At 61.4% G+C, this 22,157-nt stretch carries 18 protein-coding genes; 13 read left to right on the top strand and 5 right to left on the bottom strand.

Annotated features, from left to right (window positions below):
* The first annotated feature begins 105 nt into the window (after positions 1-105).
* Positions 106-1,599, top strand: a complete 1,494-nt coding sequence (pap, locus tag U9R80_RS20455) for a polyphosphate:AMP phosphotransferase (RefSeq protein WP_301839353.1) — start codon at positions 106-108, stop codon at positions 1,597-1,599.
* A 261-nt stretch (positions 1,600-1,860) separates the two neighbouring features.
* The gene (locus U9R80_RS20450) at positions 1,861-2,817 is read left to right on the top strand and encodes a DMT family transporter (RefSeq protein ID WP_301839354.1); all 957 of its coding nucleotides are present in this window, start codon (positions 1,861-1,863) and stop codon (positions 2,815-2,817) included.
* A 1-nt stretch (position 2,818) separates the two neighbouring features.
* Here the strand turns inward: U9R80_RS20450 and U9R80_RS20445 are convergent, their stop codons facing one another.
* Positions 2,819-4,213, bottom strand: a complete 1,395-nt coding sequence (locus U9R80_RS20445; RefSeq protein WP_301839355.1) for a class II fumarate hydratase — start codon at positions 4,211-4,213, stop codon at positions 2,819-2,821.
* 156 nt (positions 4,214-4,369) lie between these two features.
* Between U9R80_RS20445 and U9R80_RS20440 the strand changes: the two genes are divergently transcribed.
* The 7 genes from U9R80_RS20440 (at position 4,370) to U9R80_RS20410 (ending at position 12,106) form a co-directional block, all read left to right on the top strand.
* The gene (locus tag U9R80_RS20440) at positions 4,370-4,894 is read left to right on the top strand and encodes a DUF2059 domain-containing protein (RefSeq protein WP_274112644.1); all 525 of its coding nucleotides are present in this window, start codon (positions 4,370-4,372) and stop codon (positions 4,892-4,894) included.
* A 15-nt stretch (positions 4,895-4,909) separates the two neighbouring features.
* The gene (locus tag U9R80_RS20435) at positions 4,910-5,209 is read left to right on the top strand and encodes a BolA family protein (RefSeq protein ID WP_038608283.1); all 300 of its coding nucleotides are present in this window, start codon (positions 4,910-4,912) and stop codon (positions 5,207-5,209) included.
* 107 nt (positions 5,210-5,316) lie between these two features.
* A complete protein-coding gene (trhO, locus tag U9R80_RS20430; protein ID WP_301839357.1) occupies positions 5,317-6,255 on the top strand; it encodes an oxygen-dependent tRNA uridine(34) hydroxylase TrhO in 939 nt (312 codons plus the stop codon).
* 3 nt (positions 6,256-6,258) lie between these two features.
* Positions 6,259-6,891 carry a DsbA family protein gene (locus tag U9R80_RS20425; protein ID WP_301839358.1) on the top strand — a complete coding sequence of 211 codons (633 nt, stop codon included), beginning with the start codon at positions 6,259-6,261 and terminating at the stop codon, positions 6,889-6,891.
* On the top strand, positions 6,884-8,716 hold the full coding sequence (locus U9R80_RS20420; protein ID WP_301839359.1) for an ABC transporter ATP-binding protein: 1,833 nt from the start codon (positions 6,884-6,886) through the stop codon (positions 8,714-8,716). Before U9R80_RS20425 ends, U9R80_RS20420 begins: the two co-directional genes overlap by 8 nt.
* A 107-nt stretch (positions 8,717-8,823) precedes the next feature.
* Positions 8,824-11,280 carry an EAL domain-containing protein gene (locus U9R80_RS20415; protein ID WP_301839360.1) on the top strand — a complete coding sequence of 819 codons (2,457 nt, stop codon included), beginning with the start codon at positions 8,824-8,826 and terminating at the stop codon, positions 11,278-11,280.
* Between the two features lie 73 nt (positions 11,281-11,353).
* Positions 11,354-12,106, top strand: coding sequence for a TenA family transcriptional regulator (locus tag U9R80_RS20410; RefSeq protein ID WP_442964986.1), 753 nt, complete (start codon positions 11,354-11,356; stop codon positions 12,104-12,106).
* A gap of 2 nt (positions 12,107-12,108) precedes the next feature.
* On the opposite strand, the gene U9R80_RS20405 is transcribed toward U9R80_RS20410, so the two are convergent.
* The 4 genes from U9R80_RS20405 to U9R80_RS20390 form a co-directional block, all read right to left on the bottom strand.
* Complete coding sequence (locus U9R80_RS20405; RefSeq protein ID WP_301839362.1) at positions 12,109-12,849, bottom strand: YciK family oxidoreductase; 741 nt, start codon at positions 12,847-12,849, stop codon at positions 12,109-12,111.
* Positions 12,850-12,943: 94 nt separating this feature from the next.
* Positions 12,944-13,615 carry an N-acetylmuramic acid 6-phosphate phosphatase MupP gene (mupP, locus tag U9R80_RS20400; protein WP_301839363.1) on the bottom strand — a complete coding sequence of 224 codons (672 nt, stop codon included), beginning with the start codon at positions 13,613-13,615 and terminating at the stop codon, positions 12,944-12,946.
* A gap of 2 nt (positions 13,616-13,617) precedes the next feature.
* Positions 13,618-14,316, bottom strand: a complete 699-nt coding sequence (ubiG, locus tag U9R80_RS20395) for a bifunctional 2-polyprenyl-6-hydroxyphenol methylase/3-demethylubiquinol 3-O-methyltransferase UbiG (protein ID WP_301839365.1) — start codon at positions 14,314-14,316, stop codon at positions 13,618-13,620.
* A 62-nt stretch (positions 14,317-14,378) separates the two neighbouring features.
* Complete coding sequence (locus U9R80_RS20390; RefSeq protein WP_301839366.1) at positions 14,379-15,710, bottom strand: TRZ/ATZ family hydrolase; 1,332 nt, start codon at positions 15,708-15,710, stop codon at positions 14,379-14,381.
* Positions 15,711-15,819: 109 nt separating this feature from the next.
* On the opposite strand from U9R80_RS20390, the gene mtnA reads away from it, so the two are divergent.
* The 4 genes from mtnA to pheA all read left to right on the top strand — a co-directional run bounded on the left by mtnA (position 15,820) and on the right by pheA (position 22,081).
* Positions 15,820-16,896 (top strand): S-methyl-5-thioribose-1-phosphate isomerase, encoded by a 1,077-nt coding sequence (gene mtnA, locus U9R80_RS20385; RefSeq protein ID WP_301839367.1) that lies wholly within the window; start codon positions 15,820-15,822, stop codon positions 16,894-16,896.
* 278 nt (positions 16,897-17,174) lie between these two features.
* On the top strand, positions 17,175-19,802 hold the full coding sequence (gyrA, locus tag U9R80_RS20380; protein WP_301839368.1) for a DNA gyrase subunit A: 2,628 nt from the start codon (positions 17,175-17,177) through the stop codon (positions 19,800-19,802).
* 99 nt (positions 19,803-19,901) lie between these two features.
* Positions 19,902-20,987, top strand: coding sequence for a 3-phosphoserine/phosphohydroxythreonine transaminase (serC, locus tag U9R80_RS20375; RefSeq protein WP_301839369.1), 1,086 nt, complete (start codon positions 19,902-19,904; stop codon positions 20,985-20,987).
* Positions 20,987-22,081: a prephenate dehydratase gene (pheA, locus tag U9R80_RS20370; protein WP_301839370.1), complete on the top strand. Its 1,095-nt coding sequence runs from the start codon at positions 20,987-20,989 to the stop codon at positions 22,079-22,081. Before serC ends, pheA begins: the two co-directional genes overlap by 1 nt.
* The last annotated feature ends 76 nt before the right edge of the window (positions 22,082-22,157 follow it).

Genomic DNA, 22,157 nt, shown 5'->3' with positions numbered 1-22,157 from the left:
GCTGATCGGCAGCCCCCTGTTGATTTGACCCGGGGCAATCTTTGCGTCCACCGACAAAGCAGGCACAGATCCGCTAACCTTGCTTATCCAAGTAGGGAGCCTGGTATGTTTGAATCCGCTGAAATTGGTCATTCCATCGACAAAGAGACATACGAGGCCGAGGTGCCGGCGCTGCGCGAGGCCTTGCTCGAAGCGCAGTACGAGCTCAAGCAGCAGGCGCGATTTCCGGTGATCGTACTGATCAACGGCATTGAAGGCGCCGGCAAGGGCGAAACCGTAAAACTGCTCAACGAATGGATGGACCCGCGCCTGATTGAAGTGCGCACCTTTGACCAGCAGACCGATGAGGAACTGGCCCGGCCACCGGCCTGGCGCTACTGGCGAGCGCTGCCGGCGAAGGGGCGCATGGGGATTTTCTTCGGCAATTGGTACAGCCAGATGCTCCAGGGGCGCGTGCATGGCCACTTCAAGGACGCCGTGCTCGACCAGGCCATCCGCGGCGCCGAGCGCCTGGAAGAAATGCTTTGCGATGAAGGCGCGCTGATCTTCAAGTTCTGGTTCCACCTGTCCAAAAAGCAGATGAAGGCCCGGCTCAAGGCGCTGCGGGACGATCCGCTGCACAGTTGGCGCATCAGCCCGCTGGATTGGCAGCAATCGGAAACCTACGATCGCTTCGTGCGCTTTGGGGAGCGGGTGCTGCGCCAGACCAGTCGTGACTACGCTCCCTGGCATGTGATCGAGGGGGTCTGCCCTCACTACCGCAGCCTGGCGGTCGGCCGCCTCCTGCTGGAAGGGCTGCAGGCCGCACTCAAGGCCCAGCATGCACCGGTCCACCTGGCCAACATTACCCCGCTGGGCCGCGCCATCGACCAGCTCAGCCTGCTCGACAGCCTGGACCTGACCCTGCACCTGAGCAAGGACGACTACCAGGAACAGCTCATCACCGAGCAGGCTCGCCTGGCGGGCCTGCTGCGTGACAAGCGGATGCGCCGTCACGCACTGATAGCGGTATTCGAGGGCAATGACGCGGCGGGCAAGGGCGGCGCCATCCGCCGTGTGGCGGACGCGCTGGACCCGCGCCAGTACCGCATCGTGCCCATCGCCGCGCCGACCGAAGAGGAGCGTGCGCAACCTTACTTGTGGCGCTTCTGGCGACACCTTCCGGCCCGGGGCAAATTCACTGTGTTCGACCGCTCCTGGTACGGCCGGGTGCTGGTGGAGCGGGTCGAGGGTTTCTGCACCCAGGCGGACTGGATGCGAGCCTACGGCGAGATCAACGATTTTGAAGAGCAGATGGTCAACGCCGGTGTAGTGGTGGTCAAGTTCTGGCTGTCGATTGATGAGCAGACCCAGCTGGAGCGCTTCCAGGAGCGTGAGCAGATTCCGTTCAAGCGCTTCAAGATCACCGAGGAAGACTGGCGTAACCGCGACAAGTGGGATCAGTATGCCGAGGCGGTGGGCGACATGGTCGATCGGACCAGCACCGAGATCGCACCCTGGACCCTGGTTGAAGCCAATGACAAGCGCTGGGCGCGGGTGAAGGTGCTGCGCACCATCAACGATGCCCTCGAGGCTGCGTTCAAGAAAGACAAGAAGTAGACGCTGCGGTTTTGCTCAGAATCACGAACGCTGCGGGCTCGATCGCCGGCTGACGCCAGCGGCTACAAGGACCAGGCTTGTAGCCGCTGCCGAGGAACGAGGCTGCGATCGACTGCACAGCAGTCGCCACCCGGGATGATCGCGGTCAAGAGAGCTCAAGGAATGAAGTACTGAAATCTTTTCCGCAATTGTACCTGTCGGCCCTCCACACCCTCCCCGTAGAATTCAGTCTCCCCCCACCACAGGGCAATCGAGGCTGGTATGCACATTTCTTCCGGACGCTGGGTCTATGGCCTTTCGTTATCGCTATTGACGGCCTTGCTCTGGGGCATCCTGCCCATCAAGCTCAAACAGGTACTGCAGGTGATGGACCCGGTCACCGTGACCTGGTTTCGCCTGCTGGTTTCCGGTGGTTTGTTGTTTGCCTGGCTGGCCGCAAGCCGACGCTTGCCTTCGTTCAGCGCATTGGGGCGCAAGGGCTGGGGGCTGGTCGCGTTGGCGACCGGTGGGCTGGTCGGCAACTATGTGCTGTACCTGATGGGGCTGAACCTGCTCAGCCCCGGCACCGCGCAATTGGTGGTGCAACTGGGGCCGGTGATGTTGCTGGTGGCCAGTGTGTTCCTGTTCAAGGAGCGCTTCACCGTCGGTCAAGGCATGGGCCTTGCCATCCTGCTCACGGGTTTTGGCCTGTTTTTCAATCAGCGCCTTGAAGAGCTGCTGACCTCATTGAGTGTCTACACCACCGGTGTACTGACCATTGTGCTGGCAACCACGATCTGGGTGTTCTACGCCCTGAGCCAGAAGCAGTTGCTGACGGTGTGGAATTCGCTGCAGGTCATGATGGTGATCTACCTCTGCTGCGCCGCCTTGCTGACACCGTGGGTACACCCCCTCGAAGCACTGCAGTTGAGCCCGCTGCAAGGCTGGTTGTTGCTCGCCTGCTGCCTCAACACTCTGATCGCCTACGGCGCGTTCGCCGAGGCGCTGGCGCACTGGGAAGCCTCAAAGGTCAGTGCAACCCTGGCACTCACGCCGCTGGTGACCTTTGTCGCCGTGGCGCTGGCAGCCTGGTTCTGGCCTGATTACGTGCAGGCCGAGCAGATCAATACCCTGGGCTATATCGGTGCGCTGGTGGTGGTGCTGGGTTCGGCGCTGACGGCGCTGGGGCCTTCGATGGTGGCCGGGTGGCGAGCCAGACGCGTGCGCCTGGCCCGCTGATTCAGCCTTTCTTGCCGGGTTCGAGCATGTCTTGCGGACGTACCCACTGGTCGAATTGCTGGTTGGTCAGGTAGCCCAGGGTCAGGGCTGCCTCGCGCAACGTGGTGCCTTCGCTGTAGGCCTTCTTGGCGATCTCTGCGGCTTTGTCGTAGCCGATATGCGGGTTGAGGGCGGTGACCAGCATCAGTCCGCGCTCCAGGTGCGCGGCCATCTGCTCGGCATCCGGCTCGATGCCGGCCACGCAGTGCTGCTGGAAGTTGCTGCAGCCATCGGCCAGCAATTCGATCGATTGCAGCAGGTTATGGATGATCACCGGCTTGAACACGTTCAATTGCAGGTGCCCCTGGCTGGCAGCAAAGCCGATGGCGGTGTCGTTGCCCAGTACCTGGCAGGCCAGCATCGACAAGGCCTCGCACTGGGTCGGGTTGACCTTGCCCGGCATGATCGAACTGCCCGGCTCGTTGGCGGGCAGGCGCACTTCGGCGATACCGGCGCGGGGGCCGGAGCCGAGCAGGCGCAAATCGTTGGCAAGCTTCATCAAGGCCACCGCCAGGGTTTTCAGGCCGCCCGCCAGGGTCGTCAGCGGTTCATGGCCCGACAGCGCTGCAAACTTGTTCGGTGCGGTGACGAAGGGCAGGCCGGAGAGGGCGGCGAGCTCGGCGGCAATGGCTTCGGCGAAACCGTGTGGGGCATTGAGCCCGGTGCCCACTGCGGTGCCGCCCTGGGCCAGCTCGCACACGGCCGGCAAGGACGAGCGGATGGCCCGCTGGGCATAGTCGAGCTGGGCTACATAAGCAGAGACTTCCTGGCCGAAGGTGATCGGCGTGGCATCCATCATGTGGGTGCGGCCGGTCTTCACCAGGTGCTGGTGACGTGCCGCCAGTTCCGCCAGCCCCGAAGACAGCTCGGCGATCGCCGGCAGCAGCTTGTGCTGGACCGCCTGGGCGGCAGCGATGTGCATGGCGGTGGGGAAGCAGTCGTTGGAGCTCTGGGAGCGATTGACATGATCGTTGGGGTGTACCGGAATCTTGCCGCCGCGACCCTTGCCGGCCAGTTCGTTGGCGCGGCCGGCGATCACTTCGTTGACGTTCATGTTGCTCTGGGTGCCGCTGCCGGTCTGCCAGACGACGAGCGGGAACTGGTCGTCGAGCTGGCCGTCGAGCACTTCGTCGGCGGCCTGTTCGATCAGCCGGGCTATGTCGGCCGGCAGGTCTCCGTTGCGGTCGTTGACCCGTGCGGCGGCTTTCTTGATCAATGCCAGGGCATGCAGGACGGCCAGCGGCATGCGTTCCTTGCCAATGGCGAAGTTGATCAGCGAGCGTTGCGTCTGGGCACCCCAATAGGCCTGGTCAGGAACTTCGACCTGACCCAGGCTGTCAGTTTCGATACGGCTCATGCTGCGCTCACTCCCTTGTGGTCTGAATTCGCAGTTTAGGTCCCTTTTCGTCGCAGCGGTTCCATTGCTCGTCGACCCACTTGAGCGACGTGCCCGAGTCGGCGCAGAATGCTCTACTCTGGGGTACTACCTCCTCTGTCTAATGAAGGAATTCCGATGACCCGTCTTCGCGCCCTTTGCACCGCTGTTGCGCTGGTCTGCGCCAGCGGCCAGGTGCTTGCCGATACCGCCAGCCACAACGCCAGTGCCGAAAAATTCCTCATGATGGCGCACGCTGACAAGCTCGGCACTCCTGTCTACATGCAGGTGCAACAGATGTTTGCCCAGCGTTTTGAACAGACCAAGGCCCCAGCCTCGAAAAAAGCCGTGCTCGACAGCTACCAGGCCAAGGCCAACGCCGCCCTGGACCAGGCTATCGGCTGGAACAAACTGAAGCCGGACATGGTCAAGCTGTACACCAACACCTTCACTGAAAGCGAGCTCAAGGACCTGGTTGCCTTCTACCAGTCGCCACTGGGCAAGAAAGTGCTGGAGAAAATGCCGCAGGTTACCCAGCAGTCGGCCCAGCTGACCCAGCAGAAGCTGGAAAGCGCTGTGCCGGTGGTCAACAAGCTGCTGGCTGACATGACCAAAGAACTCGACCCGAACGCCGGCAAGGCCGCCGCTCCGGCAAAGAAGTAAGTCGCGGAGCCGTCCATGTCGATGCAACAGAAGATTGAACAGAGCCTGGCCGCGCTGGCGCCCCAGCACCTTTCGGTGCTGGACGAAAGCCACATGCACAGCCGTGGGCAAGAAACCCACTACAAGGCTGTGCTGGTCAGCGAGCAGTTTGAAGGCCTGAACAGCGTCAAGCGCCACCAGAAGGTCTACGCCACCCTGGGTGAGTTGATGGGGCAGTTCCATGCCCTGGCTCTGCACACCTACACCCCTGAAGAGTGGCAGAAGGTGGGCGCAGCCCCTGCTTCACCCACCTGTGCAGGTGGCAGCAAACACTGATTTTCTCATCAGGTTTTTGCTAGAATGTGCAACGCGCCGCTTGTCGGCGCGTTTTTTTTGTCATCCGGTCCGCCCTTTGCGAGGGTGACCACCTGGAGAGTTCTTGCATGACCCAAACTATCGTCGTGGCGGCGTTGTATAAATTCGTCACCCTGAAAGATTACGTCGAGCTGCGCGAGCCGCTGCTCGAAAGCATGACCGCCAATGGCATCAAGGGCACCTTGTTGCTGGCCGAAGAAGGGATCAACGGCACTGTGTCCGGTACTCGCGAGGGTATTGATGGCCTGCTGGCCTGGCTGCGCAGCGATGCCCGCCTGGTGGATATCGATCACAAGGAATCCTACTGCGACGAACAGCCGTTCTATCGCACCAAGGTCAAGCTCAAGAAAGAAATCGTCACCCTGGGCGTAGAAGGGGTGGACCCGAACCACAAGGTCGGCACCTACGTTGAGCCCAAGGACTGGAACGCGCTGATCAGCGATCCGGAAGTGCTGCTGATCGATACCCGCAACGACTACGAAGTGGCCATCGGCACTTTTGACGGCGCGATCGACCCAAAGACCACCACCTTCCGTGAGTTTCCCGAGTACATCAAGGCCAACTTCGATCCGACCCGGCACAAGAAAGTAGCGATGTTCTGCACCGGCGGCATCCGTTGTGAAAAAGCCTCCAGCTACATGCTCGGTGAAGGTTTTGAAGAGGTCTATCATCTTAAGGGCGGGATCCTGAAATACCTCGAAGAGGTGCCGCAGGATGAGAGCCGCTGGCAGGGCGATTGCTTCGTGTTCGACAACCGGGTCACTGTGCGCCACGACCTGACCGAAGGCGATTACGACCAGTGCCATGCCTGCCGTACCCCGATCAGCGTGGAAGACCGTGCGTCCGAGCACTACTCGCCAGGTATCAGCTGCCCGCATTGCTGGGACAGCCTGAGCGAAAAGACCCGACGCAGTGCCGTTGACCGGCAGAAGCAGATCGAGTTGGCCAAAGCCCGCAACATGCCGCACCCGATTGGCCACAATTACCGCAAAGCTGCCGAGGCCTGATCGATGTCTGCACGCCTGCTCTATGTAATGGACCCGATGTGCTCCTGGTGCTGGGGATTTGCCCCCGTGGCCCAGGCGCTGATCGCCCAGGCCAGGGACGCCGGGATCGACACCCACCTGGTGCCCGGCGGGTTGCGTACGGGCAGTAGTGCGCTGGATGCATCCACCCGGGGCTACATCCTGGAGCATTGGCAGGCGGTCAACGAGGCAACGGGCCAACCCTTTACCCTTGAAGGCGCGATGCCGGACGGTTTTGTCTACGACACCGAACCTGCCTGCCGCGCCCTGGTGGCGGCCCGTGGCCTTGATCCGCAACGTGCCTGGGTGTTGCTCGAGGCGATCCAGCAGGCGTTCTACCAAGGTGGCGAAGACGTCACCCTGGCCCCCAAGCTGGTGGACCTGGCCGAGCAGGCCGGTTTTGAGCGCTCGGTGTTTGCCGAGCGTTTTGCCAGCACCGACATACGGGTTTCCACGGCTGCTGATTTCACCTGGGTGCAGGACTTGGGAATCGCCGGCTTTCCGACCTTGCTCGCCGAGCGCAATGGGCAACTGGCGTTGCTCACCAATGGCTATCAGCCACTGGAATCCCTGAGCCCGCTGCTCGGGCGCTGGCTACAGCAGGCCGCCTGTGCTTGACCTGCCAGGGTCGCCCGACCCTGTGCCGGGGCCTGCCCCCGCCGTTGCCGATCGTTTGAGCTGGGCGGAAATCCGCCGCCTGGCCCTGCATCATAAAAAAGCCTTGTGGATTGCCAATGGCGTTGCTGTGTTGGCGGCGTTGTGCAGTGTGCCCATTCCGTTGCTGTTGCCCCTGCTGGTGGACGAAGTCCTGCTAGGCCACGGTGATGCCGCGCTCAAGTGGATGAATCAGTTCCTCCCCGCCAACTGGCAGGTAGCGGCCGGCTATATCGGCCTGATGCTGGTGGTAACCCTGGGACTGCGGTGCGCCGCGTTGGCTTTCAACGTGGTTCAGGCCAAGTTGTTCGCGGGCCTGGCCAAAGATATCGTCTATCGCCTGCGCATTCGTCTGATTGAGCGGCTCAAGCGAATTTCGCTCAAAGAGTATGAAAGCCTGGGCAGCGGTACGGTAACGACGCACCTGGTTACCGACCTGGATACCCTCGACAAGTTTGTCGGCGAAACCTTGAGCCGCTTCCTGGTGGCCATGCTGACCCTGACCGGCACCGCCGCCATCCTGATCTGGATGCACTGGCAACTGGCGATGCTGATCCTGTTGTTCAACCCCCTGGTGATCTTCGCCACTGTGCAGTTGGGCAAGCGGGTCAAGCATCTGAAGAAGCTGGAAAACGACAGCACCTCGCGCTTCACCCAGGCCCTGACGGAAACCCTGGACGCCATTCAGGAAATCCGTGCCAGCAACCGCCAGGGCTACTTCCTGGGGCGCCTGGGCATGCGTGCCCAGGAGGTCCGCAATTATGCGGTGGCCTCGCAGTGGAAAAGCGATGCCAGTGGCCGGGCCAGCGGTTTGCTCTTCCAGTTCGGTATCGACATCTTCCGCGCGGCGGCGATGCTTACCGTGTTGTTTTCCGACCTGTCCATCGGCCAGATGCTGGCGGTGTTCAGCTACCTGTGGTTCATGATTGGCCCGGTCGAGCAACTGCTCAATCTGCAATACGCCTATTACGCTGCAGGCGGTGCCTTGAGCCGTCTCAACGAGCTGCTGGCGCGTGCCGACGAGCCACAGTATCCAGGGGGTGTCGACCCGTTCAAGGGGCGCGACACGGTGGGTATCGAGGTTCAGGGCTTGCGCTTTGCCTACGCCGATGAGCCGGTACTTGACCAGTTGAATCTGTCGATCGCTCCCGGCGAGAAGGTGGCGATTGTCGGCGCCAGTGGTGGCGGCAAGAGCACCCTGGTGCAGTTGCTGCTCGGGCTCTACAGCGCCCAGGCGGGCACCATTCGCTTTGGTGGCTCGACCTTGCAGGACATTGGCCTGGAAACCCTGCGTGAGCATGTGGCCGTGGTGCTGCAGCATCCGTCGCTGTTCAACGACACCGTTCGCGCCAACCTCACCATGGGGCGAGACAGCAGCGACGAGGCCTGCTGGCAGGCACTCAATATCGCCCAGCTCGACACCACTATCGCCGCCTTGCCCCACGGGCTGGATACCGTGGTCGGACGCTCGGGCGTACGCCTGTCCGGTGGCCAGCGCCAGCGCCTGGCCATTGCGCGGATGGTGCTGGCCGAGCCCAAGGTGGTGATTCTCGACGAGGCGACGTCGGCCCTGGATGCCGCCACCGAGTACAACCTGCACCTGGCACTGACGCGTTTCCTCAGTGCGCGCACCACGCTGATCATTGCCCACCGATTGTCGGCGGTGAAACAGGCCGACCGCGTGCTGGTGTTCGATGGTGGACACGTGGCCGAGGATGGCGATCACCAGCAGTTGATCGCCGGTGGTGGCTTATACGCCAAGCTGTATGGGCATTTGCAACAGAGTTGAGCGTGCCCGGTAGGTAAATGAGAAAAGCTCTCCAGATTCAATGGCAAATAGCCTAGGCTGTGAGGTTGTAGGTAGAGATTCATTCAGCTCTATGTGCAAGGGACCTCATGAAGCGAAAACGGACTCTCGAAGCGCCGCGGTTGTTGGGCATTATCTGGCCATTTGTTGCCGTGGTGCTGTTTCAGGCTTTGCTGGGGAGCATCAGCCTCTACGCCTTGTCGGCGGTGCGTGGCTATGTGGCGGGGGAGAGCCTCTGGTCCAAGGGCCAGAAGGACGCCATCTATTACCTCATGCTGTATGCCGACAGCGGTGAGGAATCTGACTTTCGCAAATACCGCAGAGCGATTGCCATACCCCAAGGTGGGCATGAGTTGCGCGTTGCCCTGGAATTGCCGACACCCGATCTGGAAGCCGCACGCCGCGGCATTCTGCAAGGGGGCAACCACCCCGACGATGTTTCCAGCCTGATCTGGCTGTATCTGAACTTTGGTCAGATCAGTTACCTGAAAAAGGCCAGCGAGCTGTGGTCGGTGGGGGACGGCTTTCTCAATCAGCTGGACGACGTCGCCCGGCAACTGCATGAAGGCTTCCGTTCAGGCCGGGTAGATGCCCGCGCGGTGGCTGCCTGCAAGGCGCGCATCGCCGAGATCAACGAGGGTGTGACACCGGCTGCCCGAGCGTTCAGCGACGCGCTGGGCGAGGGTTCGCGAATGCTCTCGCGGGTTCTGATAATGACCAATTTTGCAACCGCGCTGGGGCTGATAGTCCTGGCCTGGATGCGATCGAGCAAGCTGCTGGCCCAGCGGCAGGCCTTCGCCCGCGCCCTGGAAGTGGAGAAGGAGCGGGCGCAGATTACCCTGGAGTCGATCGGCGACGGTGTGATCACCACGGATGTCGAGGGCTGTATCGACTACATGAACCCTGCGGCCGAGCAACTGACTCACTGGCACGCCGCCCAGGCCCAGGGGTTACCCCTGTCTGCGCTGTTCAGCCTGCTGGATGAAAATGCTGAAGCAGAGGGCCAGACCCTGGTTGAAAACATCCTCAGTGGTGGACTCAAAGGCGGCAGCGAGCACGTCAAACTGATCCAGCGGCTTGATGGCAGCACGGTATCGGTGACCTTGGTAGGTGCGCCCATCATGGCCGAAGGCAAGGTCAGCGGCGTTGTACTGGTGTTGCATGACATGACCCAGGAGCGTGAATACATTGCCAATCTTTCCTGGCAGGCGACCCATGACGCGTTGACCGGTCTGGCAAACCGCCGGGAGTTCGAGTATCGCCTGGAGCAGGCGCTTAATGCCTTGGCCCGCAAGCCCGGGCACCATGCACTGATATTCCTCGATCTGGATCAGTTCAAGCTGGTGAACGATACCTGTGGGCACGCGGCAGGTGACGAGTTGCTGCGTCACATCTGCGCGGTGCTGCAGGCCGGGTTACGAGTGGGCGATACCTTGGCCAGGCTGGGTGGCGACGAGTTTGGCATCCTCCTTGAAAACTGCCCGCAAGAGCAGGCCGAACGCATCGCCGAAAGCCTGCGCCTGGCTGTCCAGAGTCTGCATTTCGTCTGGAAGGGGCGCCCGTTCATGACCACCGTGAGCCTGGGGCTGGTGCATATCTCCCAGGCGCCGACAACCTTGGAGGCTTCCCTGCGGGCGGCCGACATGGCCTGCTATATGGCCAAGGAGAAAGGCCGCAATCGGGTGCAGGTCTATCATCCCGATGACAGCGAGCTGTCCATGCGTTTCGGTGAAATGGCCTGGATCCAGCGCCTGCATGTGGCCCTGGAGGAAAACCGTTTTTGCCTGTACGCCCAGGAAATTGCTGCATTAGGCCCTCATGACGATGCAGGTCATCTGGAAATCCTCTTGCGTCTGCACGATGAAAGTGGACGGATCGTTCTGCCAGACAGTTTCATTCCCGCTGCCGAACGCTATGGGTTGATGACCGCGCTGGATCGCTGGGTGGTGCGCAGCGTCTTCCAGGTCATTCGTCAGTGCCTGGACGAGCACCCGGGAGGCCCGGTGGCGATGTGTGCAATCAACTTGTCGGGCAGCAGTATTGGGGATGACAAGTTCCTGGAGTACCTGCAGCGTCTGTTCGGCGAATTCGCCATTCCGCCTCATCTGATCTGCTTTGAGATCACCGAAACCAGCGCAATTGCCAACTTGGGCAGCGCCATTCGCTTTATCAATGAACTCAAGGGATTGGGATGTCGCTTCTCGCTGGATGACTTTTGCGCAGGGATGTCGTCGTTCGCGTATTTGAAGCACTTGCCTGTAGACTTCCTGAAGATCGACGGAAGTTTCGTCAAGGACATGCTGGATGACCCGGTCAACCGGGCAATGGTTGAGGTGATCAATCATATCGGTCATGTCATGGGCAAGCGCACTATCGCCGAGTTTGTCGAAACACCGTTGATCGAACAGGCCCTGCGGGAAGTAGGCGTTGATTACGCCCAGGGATACCTGATCGAGCGGCCACAGGTGTTCACCTGTGACAGCCTGCGACGCCAGCGCATTGCTGCGCGGCCGCTTCTGTCACAAGCGCCTGGGGTCTTTCGTTGAAAAAAGCCTGCAAATAATCACAAGGAACAAGGAGCTGACAGTGATTGATACGTTTATTCGGACCGGTCCATTGATGGACGCCAGCAGTTATCCGCTCTGGGCTCAGCAGTTGATCAAGGACTGTCATGAGAGCAAGCGTCGGGTAGTGGAGCACGAGCTTTATCAACGCATGCGGGACGGTCGGCTCAGTGGCCGGACCATGCGCCAGTACCTGATCGGTGGCTGGCCCGTGGTCGAGCAGTTTTCCCTGTACATGGCCAAGAACCTGACCAAGACCCGCTACGCCCGTCATCCAGGGGAAGACATGGCGCGGCGTTGGCTGATGCGCAACATTCGCGTCGAGCTCAATCATGCCGATTACTGGGTTTACTGGAGCCAGGCCCATGGTGTCAGCCTTGAGGATCTGCAAGCCCAGGAAGTGCCTGCCGAACTCAATGCCTTGAGCGATTGGTGTTGGCACACCTGTGCTGCCGATTCATTGGTTGTCGCCATTGCGGCGACCAACTATGCAATCGAAGGCGCGACCGGCGAGTGGTCGGCGGTGGTCTGTTCGACCGGCGTCTATGCCCAGGGCTTCCCGGAAGAGGGGCGCAAGCGCGCAATGAAATGGCTGAAGATGCATGCCCAGTACGATGATTCGCACCCGTGGGAAGCGCTGGAAATCGTCTGCACCCTGGCGGGCAACAACCCGTCACGGGCCTTGCAGGTCGAGCTGCGTCGGGCGATCTGCAAGAGCTACGACTATATGTTCCTGTTCCTTGAGCGCTGCATGCAGCAGGAACAGCGCCAGCCCGCCCGGCTTCAGGCGGAACTGGCGGAGGGCTGAGCTTACTGGGCGTTGAATGCCTGGCCGTTGATGCCCGTGCTATCCGGGCCCATCAGGTACAGGTAGACCGGCATGATCTGCTCTGGCAGCGGATTGTTCTCCGGATTTTCGCCAGGATAGGCCTGGGCGCGCATGCTGGTACGGGTGGCGCCCGGGTTCACGCTGTTGGCCCGCACGGGCGCTACACCTTCAAGTTCGTCGGCGAGGGTCTGCATCAGGCCTTCGGTGGCGAACTTCGACACCCCATAGGCACCCCAGTAGGCTCGGCCTTTGCGCCCGACGCTGCTGGAGGTGAAGATCACCGAGGCATCCTGGGACAGCTTCAGCAGCGGTAGCAGGGTGCTGGTCAGCATGAACATGGCATTGACGTTGATCTGCATGACGCGCATGAAGTTGTCGCCCGAGAGCTGCTCCAGCGGCGTGCGCGGACCGATGATCGAGGCATTGTGCAGCAGGCCGTCAATATGGCCGAACTCGCTTTCGATCATGGCCGCCAGTTCGTCGTACTGGTGCGGCAGCGCCGTCTCCAGGTTGAAGGGAATGACGGCAGGCTTCGGGTGTCCGGCGGCTTCGATCTGGTCGTAGACCTCGGTCAGGTTGCCTTCGGTCTTGCCCAGCAGCAGGACGGTGGCGCCATGTGCGGCATAGGTCTTGGCAGCAGCTGCGCCGATTCCGCGACCTGCGCCGGTGACCAGAATGGTCCGGCCCTTGAGCAGGTCGGGGCGGGCGGAGTAATCGAACATGGGGTTACCTCTTCAATTGTGATGCCCATCGCGGGGCAAGCCCGCTCCTACACATCCTTGTAGGAGCGGGCTTGCCCCGCGATGCATTTAAGCGTCAGCAGCCGCAAAGCGCGCCATCGAGCACCTTGCGCAGCTCCAGCGGATGATCGACCACCACATCCGCGCCCCAGTTGTTGGGGTTGTCTTCTGGATGAATATAGCCGTAGCGCACCGCTGCGGTGCGGGTGCCGGCATCGCGGCCCGACTCGATATCGCGCAGGTCGTCGCCGACGAACAGGACGCTGGCCGGGTCCAGGTTCAGGGTCTTGCAGGCAAGGATCAGCGGCTCGGGGTCCGGCTTGCTGTTCTTCACGTGATCCGGGCAGATCAGCAGGGCCGAGCGCTCAGCCAGGCCCAGGCGCTGCATGATGGGTTCGGCGAAACGCACCGGCTTGTTGGTGACCACGCCCCATAGCAGGTTGCCTTTCTCGATGTCGGCCAGCAGCTCGGCCATGCCGTCGAACAGTTTGCTGTGGACTGCGCAGTCGCGCTGGTAACGCTCAAGGAATTCAAGGCGCAAGGCTTCAAATTCTGCAGCTTCAGGCTTGATGCCGAAGGTGACTTCGACCATGGCCCGGGCGCCGCCGGAAATCACGTCGCGGATCCGTTGGTCGTCAATGGCAGGCAGGCCGCGATCGGCAAGCATGGCCTGGCAAATGGCGATGAAGTCCGGCGCCGTGTCGAGCAGGGTGCCGTCCATGTCGAAAAGTACTGCTCGCAAACGCATGTTTATTCCTCGCGCAGGGTCTGGATCATGTAGTTGACGTCAACGTCGTTGGCCAGCTTGTAGTGCTTGGTCAGCGGGTTGTAGGTCAGGCCGATGATGTCTTTGACGTTCAGGCCGGCCTCGCGGCTCCAGGCACCCAGCTCCGAAGGACGGATGAACTTCTTGAAGTCGTGGGTGCCGCGCGGCAGCAGCTTCATGATGTATTCGGCGCCGATGATCGCGAACAGGTAGGCCTTGGGGTTGCGGTTGATGGTCGAGAAGAATACCTGGCCGCCGGGTTTGACCATGCGGTAGCAGGCGCGGATGACCGAGGACGGGTCCGGTACGTGCTCAAGCATCTCAAGGCAGGTGACCACATCGAACTGCTCGGGCATTTCTTCGGCCAGGGCTTCGGCGGTGGTCTGGCGGTACTCGACCTGCACCCCGGATTCGAGCTGGTGCAGTTGGGCCACGGCCAGGGGCGCTTCACCCATGTCGATACCGGTGACGGTGGCGCCGCGCAGGGCCATGGCTTCACTGAGGATGCCGCCGCCGCAACCGACGTCGAGAACCTTCTTGCCGGCCAGCTTGACCCGCTCGTCGATCCAGTTGACCCGCAGCGGGTTAATGTCGTGCAGCGGCTTGAACTCGCTCTCGCGGTCCCACCAGCGGTGGGCAAGGGCCTCGAACTTGGCGATTTCGGCGTGGTCGACGTTGCTCATGGAACAGTCCTCTGAAACTCTGATAAAGGTGCTACGGGCCGGCAGTCTTCGCTGCCAGCCGGTTATTCGGTGCGTTCGCCGATCCGCTGGCCCCAGGCGCACGCTGTGGCATGCAGGGCCTGTTCGTCCAGGCGGGTCAGGCGGCGCTCGTCAAGCAGTTGCTTGCCAGCGACCCAGACATGCTTCACGCAGTCGCGGCCACTGGCATAAATCAGTTGTGAAACCGGATCATAGATCGGCTGTTGGGCCAGGCCCGACAGGTCGAAGGCAACCAGGTCGGCGGCCTTGCCGGTTTCCAGTGACCCGGTGACTTCTTCCAGGCCCAGTGCGCGGGCGCCGTTGAGGGTGGCCATGCGCAACGCCCTGTGGGCGTCCAGGGCGCTCGCCGAGCCGGCCACTGCCTTGGCCAGCAAGGCTGCGGTGCGCGTTTCGCCAAGCAGGTCGAGGTCATTGTTGCTGGCGGCGCCATCGGTGCCCACCGCGACATTCACCCCAGCTTGCCACAGGCGCTCGACCGGGCAAAAACCGCTGGCCAGCTTGAGATTGGATTCCGGGCAATGCACCACGCTGGTGTTGCTTTCTACCAGCAGGGCCAGGTCTTCGTCGCTGACCTGGGTCATGTGCACGGCCTGCAGGCGCGGCCCCAGCAGGCCCAGGCGGGCGAGGCGCGCCAGTGGACGCTCGCCGCGGGTGGTCAGGGATTGCTCCACTTCAAAGGCGGTTTCATGAATGTGCATGTGGATCGGCGCGTCCAGCTCTTCGGCGATCACCCGGATCTTCTCCAGGTTCTCGTCACTCACCGTATAAGGTGCATGCGGGCCAAGGGCGACGGTGATGCGTGGGTGGTGGCGCAGGTCGCCGAACAGTTCTACACCCAGGTGCAGGGCTTCTTCGGTACTGCGCGCGCCAGGTATCGGAAAATCCAGCAACGGCACGGCAATCTGCGCACGGATGCCGCTTTTATGCGCGCACTCGCTGGCGATCTTGGGGAAGAAATACATGTCGGAGAAACAGGTGATGCCGCCTTTGATCTGCTCGGCGATGGCCAGGTCGGTGCCGTCACGAACGAACGCCTCGTCGACCCAGCGACCTTCGGCCGGCCAGATGTGCTCTTCGAGCCAGGTCATCAATGGCAGGTCATCGGCCAGGCCGCGGAACAGGGTCATGGCCGCATGGCCGTGAGCGTTGATCAGGCCCGGGCTCAGCAGGCAGCCGGGCAGTTCGCGTGTTTCGCTGGCAATCAGGCGTTCAGCCTCGGCCCTGGGGCCGATGAACACGATCTGTCCGTCGCGAATCCCCAGGCCATGATCCTTCAATACCACCCCGGCAGGTTCGACAGGCACCAGCCAGGTAGGCAGGAGCAGCAGGTCGAGCGGCGTAGCGGGTTTGGGCATGGCAGGATTTCCCTGGGGTACTTGGGCTGGAGGCGAAGTATACCCGAGCGTCCGCGCCTGGGGCTCGCTATAATCGCCGGCTTTTGATGTCCGAATGACGGGGTGAGGCATGCGCGATCGACTACTGGCAGCAGAGAAGGTGAGCGCCATCGATTGGCGTGATGGCGTCCTGTACTTGCTTGATCAGCGCGTGTTGCCTTTCGAGCAGACCTGGCAGGCCTGCTCGAATGCCGCCGAGGTGGCCCAGGCCATCCGCTCGATGACGGTGCGCGGAGCCCCAGCCATTGGCATCAGCGCGGCCTATGGGCTTGCCATGGCCGTGCGCCAGCGCCTGGCTGAAGGCGATGACTGGGAAATGGCCCTGGAAGAAGATTTCGAGCTGCTTGTTCACGCGCGGCCCACCGGCGCCAACCTGTTCTGGGCCCTCAATCGCATGCGCGAGCGCCTGTTGCGCGTCAAGGCGGGTGAGGACGTGGCGGCGATCATGGCCGCTGAAGCCGTTGCTATCCATGACAGCGATCGCGAGGCCAACCTGACCATGGCGCAAATGGGCGTCGATCTGATTCGCAAGCACCAGGGTAATGAGCAGGCCTTGATGACCCATTGCAATACCGGGGCGCTGGCAACCGGTGGCTTTGGTACCGCGCTCGGCGTGATTCGTGCCGCCTCTATGGAGGGCATGGTGGAGCGGGTCTACGTCAACGAAACCCGGCCCTGGTTGCAAGGCTCGCGCCTGACCGCCTGGGAGCTGGCCGAGGAAGGCATTGCGCTGACGGTCAATGCCGACTCCGCTGCTGCTCACCTGATGAAGACCAAGGGCATCACCTGGGTCGTTGTCGGTGCCGATCGCATCGCCGCCAATGGCGATGTGGCCAACAAGATCGGGACTTATCAACTGGCGGTCAATGCCATGCACCACGGTGTGCGCTTCATGGTCGTCGCGTCGAGTTCGAGCATCGACATGAATCTGGAAAGTGGCGAAGACATCCTGCTCGAAGAGCGTAGCGCCAGTGAGCTGCTGGAGTTCGCTGGCAAGCGGGTAGGCGCCGATGTAGAGGCGTTCAATCCAGTATTTGATGTGACGCCGGCAGACCTGATTGATGTAATCGTGACCGAGAAGGGCATTGTCGAGCGCCCGGACACGGTAAAAATGGCGCAACTGATGTGCCGCAAGCGATTGCATTGAGTCTTTTCCCCCGCTTGCGGCCTGCTGCGGCGGCTAGCGGGCGTTACTGACGAGCAGTAGGGTAGTAGTGCCGCACCCCACTCCCACCGCCTGGGCGATTGTGGTAACATCCGACGGTTTCCAAGGTGGCCCCGTGGGGCCGTCTTTACTGCGCAGATCCATGGCTTAACTCGTTGATTTGTCGTAAGTCGTTGCAAGGAGACACTTTGCAGCGGCGAGCTTCGTTCGTCCCATATGGATGTGACGAGGTTTCACCAGAAAAAGGAATCAGGCTTCTCATGGGCGAACTGGCCAAAGAAATCCTCCCGGTCAATATCGAAGACGAACTGAGACAGTCCTACCTCGACTACGCGATGAGCGTCATTGTCGGGCGTGCACTGCCCGATGCGCGTGATGGCTTGAAGCCCGTGCATCGCCGCGTTCTGTATGCGATGAGTGAACTGGGTAACGACTGGAACAAACCGTACAAGAAATCCGCCCGTGTGGTCGGTGATGTGATCGGTAAGTACCACCCGCACGGTGATACCGCGGTCTACGACACAATCGTCCGTATGGCGCAGCCGTTTTCGCTGCGCTATTTGCTGGTCGACGGCCAGGGCAACTTCGGTTCGGTGGACGGCGATAACGCCGCGGCCATGCGATACACCGAAGTGCGCATGACCAAGCTGGCTCATGAACTGCTGGCCGATCTGCACAAGGAAACCGTCGACTGGGTGCCCAACTACGATGGCACCGAGCAGATTCCGGCGGTCATGCCGACCAAGATCCCCAACCTGCTGGTCAACGGCTCCAGCGGTATTGCCGTGGGCATGGCGACCAACATTCCGCCGCACAACCTCGGTGAAGTCATTGATGGCTGCCTGGCGCTGATCGACAACGCCGACATCACGGTCGATGAACTGATGCAGTTCATCCCGGGGCCGGACTTCCCGACCGCCGCCATCATCAACGGTCGCCAGGGCATTATCGAGGCCTACCGCACCGGTCGCGGCCGTATCTACATGCGTGCCCGCTCCACTGTCGAAGACATCGACAAGGTCGGTGGCCGCCAGCAGATCGTCGTTACCGAGCTGCCTTACCAACTGAATAAGGCGCGCTTGATCGAGAAGATCGCCGAGCTGGTCAAGGAAAAGAAACTCGAAGGTATCACCGAGCTGCGCGACGAGTCCGACAAGGACGGTATGCGCATCGTCATCGAGCTGCGTCGCGGCGAGGTTCCAGAGGTCATCCTCAACAACCTCTACGCCCAGACCCAGCTGCAGAGCGTCTTCGGCATCAACATCGTTGCCCTGATCGATGGTCGCCCACGGGTACTGAACCTCAAGGACCTGCTCGAGGCGTTCGTCCGTCACCGTCGTGAAGTGGTCACCCGCCGTACCGTGTTCGAGCTGCGCAAGGCCCGCGAGCGCGGCCATATCCTTGAAGGCCAGGCCGTTGCCCTGTCCAACATCGATCCGGTCATCGCCCTGATCAAGGCTTCGCCGACGCCGTCCGAGGCCAAGGAAGCGTTGATCAGCACGCCTTGGGAATCCAGCGCCGTGCAAGTGATGGTCGAGCGCGCCGGTGCCGACTCCTGCCGTCCGGAGAACCTTGACGAGCAGTATGGTCTGCGCGACGGCAAGTACTTCCTCTCCCCGGAACAGGCTCAGGCCATCCTTGACCTGCGCTTGCACCGCCTGACCGGCCTGGAGCACGAGAAGCTGCTGGCCGAGTACCAGGAGATCCTCAATCAGATTGGCGAGCTGATCCGCATCCTGAGCAGCGCCGAGCGCCTGATGGAAGTGATCCGCGAAGAGCTGGAACTGATTCGCGCCGAGTATGGCGATGTGCGCCGCACCGAGATTCTCGATGCCCGCCTGGACCTGACCCTGGGTGACATGATTCCGGAAGAAGACCGGGTTGTGACCATCTCCCATGGCGGTTATGCCAAGACCCAGCCGCTCGCCGCCTACCAGGCCCAGCGTCGCGGTGGCAAAGGCAAGTCGGCCACTGGCGTCAAGGACGAGGACTACATCTCGCACCTGCTGGTCGCCAACAGCCACACCACGCTGCTGCTGTTCTCCAGCAAGGGCAAGGTGTACTGGCTCAAGACCTACGAAATTCCCGAAGCCTCCCGTGCCGCGCGTGGTCGACCGCTGGTCAACCTGTTACCGCTGGACGAAGGCGAGTACATCTCGACCATGTTGCCGGTCGAGGAATACACCGAAGGTCACTTCATCTTTATGGCCACCGCCAACGGTACCGTGAAGAAGACTCCGCTGGAGTCCTTCAGCCGCCAGCGTAGCGTCGGTCTGATCGCGCTGGAGTTGGATGAAGGCGACGTGCTGATTTCCGCTGCCATCACCGATGGCGAGCGTGAGGTCATGCTGTTCTCCGATGCTGGCAAGGTCACCCGCTTCAAGGAGTCCGACGTTCGTGCCATGGGCCGTACCGCACGCGGTGTGCGCGGCATGCGCCTGGGCGAAGGCCAGAAGCTGATCTCCATGATCATTCCGGAGGAGGGCAGCCAGATCCTCACCGCCTCCGAGCGTGGCTACGGCAAACGTACCGAAATCGGCGAGTTCCCCGAGTACAAGCGTGGCGGCCAGGGCGTTATCGCCATGGTCAGCAACGAGCGTAACGGTCGTCTGGTAGGTGCGGTACAGGTGCAGGAAGGTGAGGAGATCATGCTGATTTCCGACCAGGGCACTCTGGTCCGTACCCGTGTCGGCGAGGTCTCCAGCCTGGGTCGTAACACCCAGGGCGTGACCCTGATCAAGCTGGCCAGCGACGAGACCCTGGTGGGTCTGGAGCGTGTCCAGGAGCCGTCCGAAGAGGAAGGTGACGAAGATTACGAAGGCGATACCGACACCGTCGAGGCACCAGAGGCCCAGGCCGCTGGCGACGAAGAGGCGCCGCAGGAATAAACAACGCAGTAGCGCAACCCTGGTGGGGTGGTCGTGATGGTGCAGCCCCTGCGCCGTCCGGCCTGCTCCACGGACATCAAGAGCAGAGCGAGAGTGGATGTGAGCAAACGAGCCTTTAACTTCTGCGCAGGCCCTGCTGCGCTCCCTGACGCTGTACTGCAGCGCGCCCAGGCCGAAATGCTGGACTGGCGTGGCAAGGGCTTGTCCGTGATGGAGATGAGCCACCGTAGCGACGACTACGTGGCGATCGCCGAGAAGGCCGAGCAGGACCTGCGTGACCTGCTGTCCGTTCCCGCCAATTACAAAGTACTGTTCCTGCAGGGCGGTGCGAGCCAGCAGTTCGCTGAAATCCCTTTGAACCTGCTGCCTGAGAATGGCACTGCCGACTATATCGAAACCGGTATCTGGTCGAAAAAAGCCATCGAGGAAGCTCGTCGTTTCGGCAACATCAACGTCGCCGCCAGTGCCAAGCCTTACGACTACCTGGCCATTCCGGGTCAGAACGAGTGGAACCTCACGCCCAACGCCGCCTACGTTCACTACGCCTCGAACGAAACCATCGGTGGCCTGGAGTTCGACTGGGTGCCGCAGACCGGTGACGTACCGCTGGTGGTCGACATGTCTTCGGACATCCTCTCGCGTCCGATCGATGTCTCCGATTTCGGTCTGATCTATGCCGGTGCGCAGAAGAACATCGGCCCGAGCGGCCTGGTGGTGGTCATTGTTCGCGAAGACCTTCTGGGTCGCGCCCGCAGCAGTTGCCCGACCATGCTCGACTACAAGGTCGCTGCCGACAACGCTTCGATGTACAACACGCCTGCCACTTATTCCTGGTACCTCTCGGGCCTCGTGTTCGAGTGGCTGAAGGAGCAGGGCGGCGTCGAGGCGATGGAGCAGCGCAACCGCGCCAAGAAAGACCGCCTGTACGGTTTCATCGACAGCAGCGATTTCTACAGCAACCCGATCAGCGTCAACGCCCGTTCGTGGATGAACGTACCTTTCCGCCTGGTCGATGAGCGCCTGGACAAGGCCTTCCTTGCCGGTGCGGATGCGCGTGGTCTGCTGAACCTCAAGGGCCATCGCTCGGTGGGCGGCATGCGTGCTTCGATCTACAACGCCCTGGGCCTGGATGCCGTGGAAGCGCTGGTCGCCTACATGGCTGAATTCGAGAAGGAGCACGGCTGATGTCGGAGCAGGAACTCAAGGCGCTGCGGGTGCGCATTGACAGCCTCGACGAGAAGATTCTCGAGCTGATCAGTGACCGTGCTCGCTGCGCCCAGGAAGTCGCGCGGGTCAAGATGGCTGAGTTGCCGGCCGGTGAAGAGCCGATTTTCTATCGTCCCGAGCGTGAAGCTCAGGTGCTCAAGCGTGTCATGCAGCGCAACCAGGGGCCGCTGGGCAACGAAGAGATGGCGCGGTTGTTCCGTGAAATCATGTCCTCGTGCCTGGCCCTTGAGCAGCCGCTCAAGGTCGCCTACCTCGGGCCTGAAGGCACCTTCACCCAGGCTGCGGCCATGAAGCACTTCGGTCACGCAGTGATCAGCAAGCCGATGGCCGCTATCGACGAAGTGTTCCGTGAAGTGGCGGCCGGTGCCGTCAACTTCGGCGTGGTCCCGGTAGAGAACTCTACTGAAGGTGCGGTCAACCACACCCTGGACAGTTTCCTTGAGCATGACATGGTCATTTGTGGCGAAGTCGAGCTGCGTATTCACCACCACTTGCTGGTGGGCGAAAACACCAAGACCGACAGCATCAGCCGCATCTACTCTCACGCCCAATCGCTGGCCCAGTGCCGCAAGTGGCTGGACGCACATTACCCGAACGTCGAGCGTGTTGCTGTTTCAAGCAATGCCGAGGCGGCCAAGCGCGTCAAGGGTGAGTGGAACTCGGCAGCGATCGCCGGCGACATGGCCGCAGGCCTGTATGGTTTGACGCGTCTTGCCGAGAAGATCGAAGACCGCCCGGACAACTCCACGCGCTTCCTGATGATCGGTAACCAGGAAGTGCCGCCGACCGGTGACGACAAAACGTCGATCATCGTTTCGATGAGCAACAAGCCGGGTGCGCTGCACGAATTGCTGGTGCCGTTTCACCAGAACGGTATCGACCTGACGCGTATCGAAACCCGCCCATCGCGCAGCGGCAAATGGACCTATGTGTTCTTCATCGACTTCATGGGGCATCACCGTGATCCGCTGATCAAGGCCGTGCTGGAGCAAATCAGCCAGGAAGCCGTGGCCCTCAAGGTGTTGGGTTCGTATCCCAAAGCGGTGCTTTGAGGTAATGAATGGCGAGCAAGCAGTATTGAACAGGGTCCAGCTCCGTGGTTGAACATGTGGTAAGCAAGGTCGAGCC

This window comes from Pseudomonas sp. JQ170C (assembly GCF_035581345.1).
Classification (GTDB): Bacteria; Pseudomonadota; Gammaproteobacteria; order Pseudomonadales; family Pseudomonadaceae; genus Aquipseudomonas.
Note: the sequence above shows the minus strand (reverse complement) of the source record. Positions and strands in the feature narration are given on the sequence as shown.

Coding starts and splice junctions, on each gene's coding strand:
- pap (WP_301839353.1), top strand. CDS start 106: ATGTTTGAATCCGCTGAAATTGGTCATTCCATCGACAAAGAGACATAC.
- U9R80_RS20450 (WP_301839354.1), top strand. CDS start 1,861: ATGCACATTTCTTCCGGACGCTGGGTCTATGGCCTTTCGTTATCGCTA.
- U9R80_RS20445 (WP_301839355.1), bottom strand. CDS start 4,213: ATGAGCCGTATCGAAACTGACAGCCTGGGTCAGGTCGAAGTTCCTGAC.
- U9R80_RS20440 (WP_274112644.1), top strand. CDS start 4,370: ATGACCCGTCTTCGCGCCCTTTGCACCGCTGTTGCGCTGGTCTGCGCC.
- U9R80_RS20435 (WP_038608283.1), top strand. CDS start 4,910: ATGTCGATGCAACAGAAGATTGAACAGAGCCTGGCCGCGCTGGCGCCC.
- trhO (WP_301839357.1), top strand. CDS start 5,317: ATGACCCAAACTATCGTCGTGGCGGCGTTGTATAAATTCGTCACCCTG.
- U9R80_RS20425 (WP_301839358.1), top strand. CDS start 6,259: ATGTCTGCACGCCTGCTCTATGTAATGGACCCGATGTGCTCCTGGTGC.
- U9R80_RS20415 (WP_301839360.1), top strand. CDS start 8,824: ATGAAGCGAAAACGGACTCTCGAAGCGCCGCGGTTGTTGGGCATTATC.
- U9R80_RS20410 (WP_442964986.1), top strand. CDS start 11,354: ATGGACGCCAGCAGTTATCCGCTCTGGGCTCAGCAGTTGATCAAGGAC.
- U9R80_RS20405 (WP_301839362.1), bottom strand. CDS start 12,849: ATGTTCGATTACTCCGCCCGCCCCGACCTGCTCAAGGGCCGGACCATT.
- mupP (WP_301839363.1), bottom strand. CDS start 13,615: ATGCGTTTGCGAGCAGTACTTTTCGACATGGACGGCACCCTGCTCGAC.
- ubiG (WP_301839365.1), bottom strand. CDS start 14,316: ATGAGCAACGTCGACCACGCCGAAATCGCCAAGTTCGAGGCCCTTGCC.
- U9R80_RS20390 (WP_301839366.1), bottom strand. CDS start 15,710: ATGCCCAAACCCGCTACGCCGCTCGACCTGCTGCTCCTGCCTACCTGG.
- mtnA (WP_301839367.1), top strand. CDS start 15,820: ATGCGCGATCGACTACTGGCAGCAGAGAAGGTGAGCGCCATCGATTGG.
- gyrA (WP_301839368.1), top strand. CDS start 17,175: ATGGGCGAACTGGCCAAAGAAATCCTCCCGGTCAATATCGAAGACGAA.
- pheA (WP_301839370.1), top strand. CDS start 20,987: ATGTCGGAGCAGGAACTCAAGGCGCTGCGGGTGCGCATTGACAGCCTC.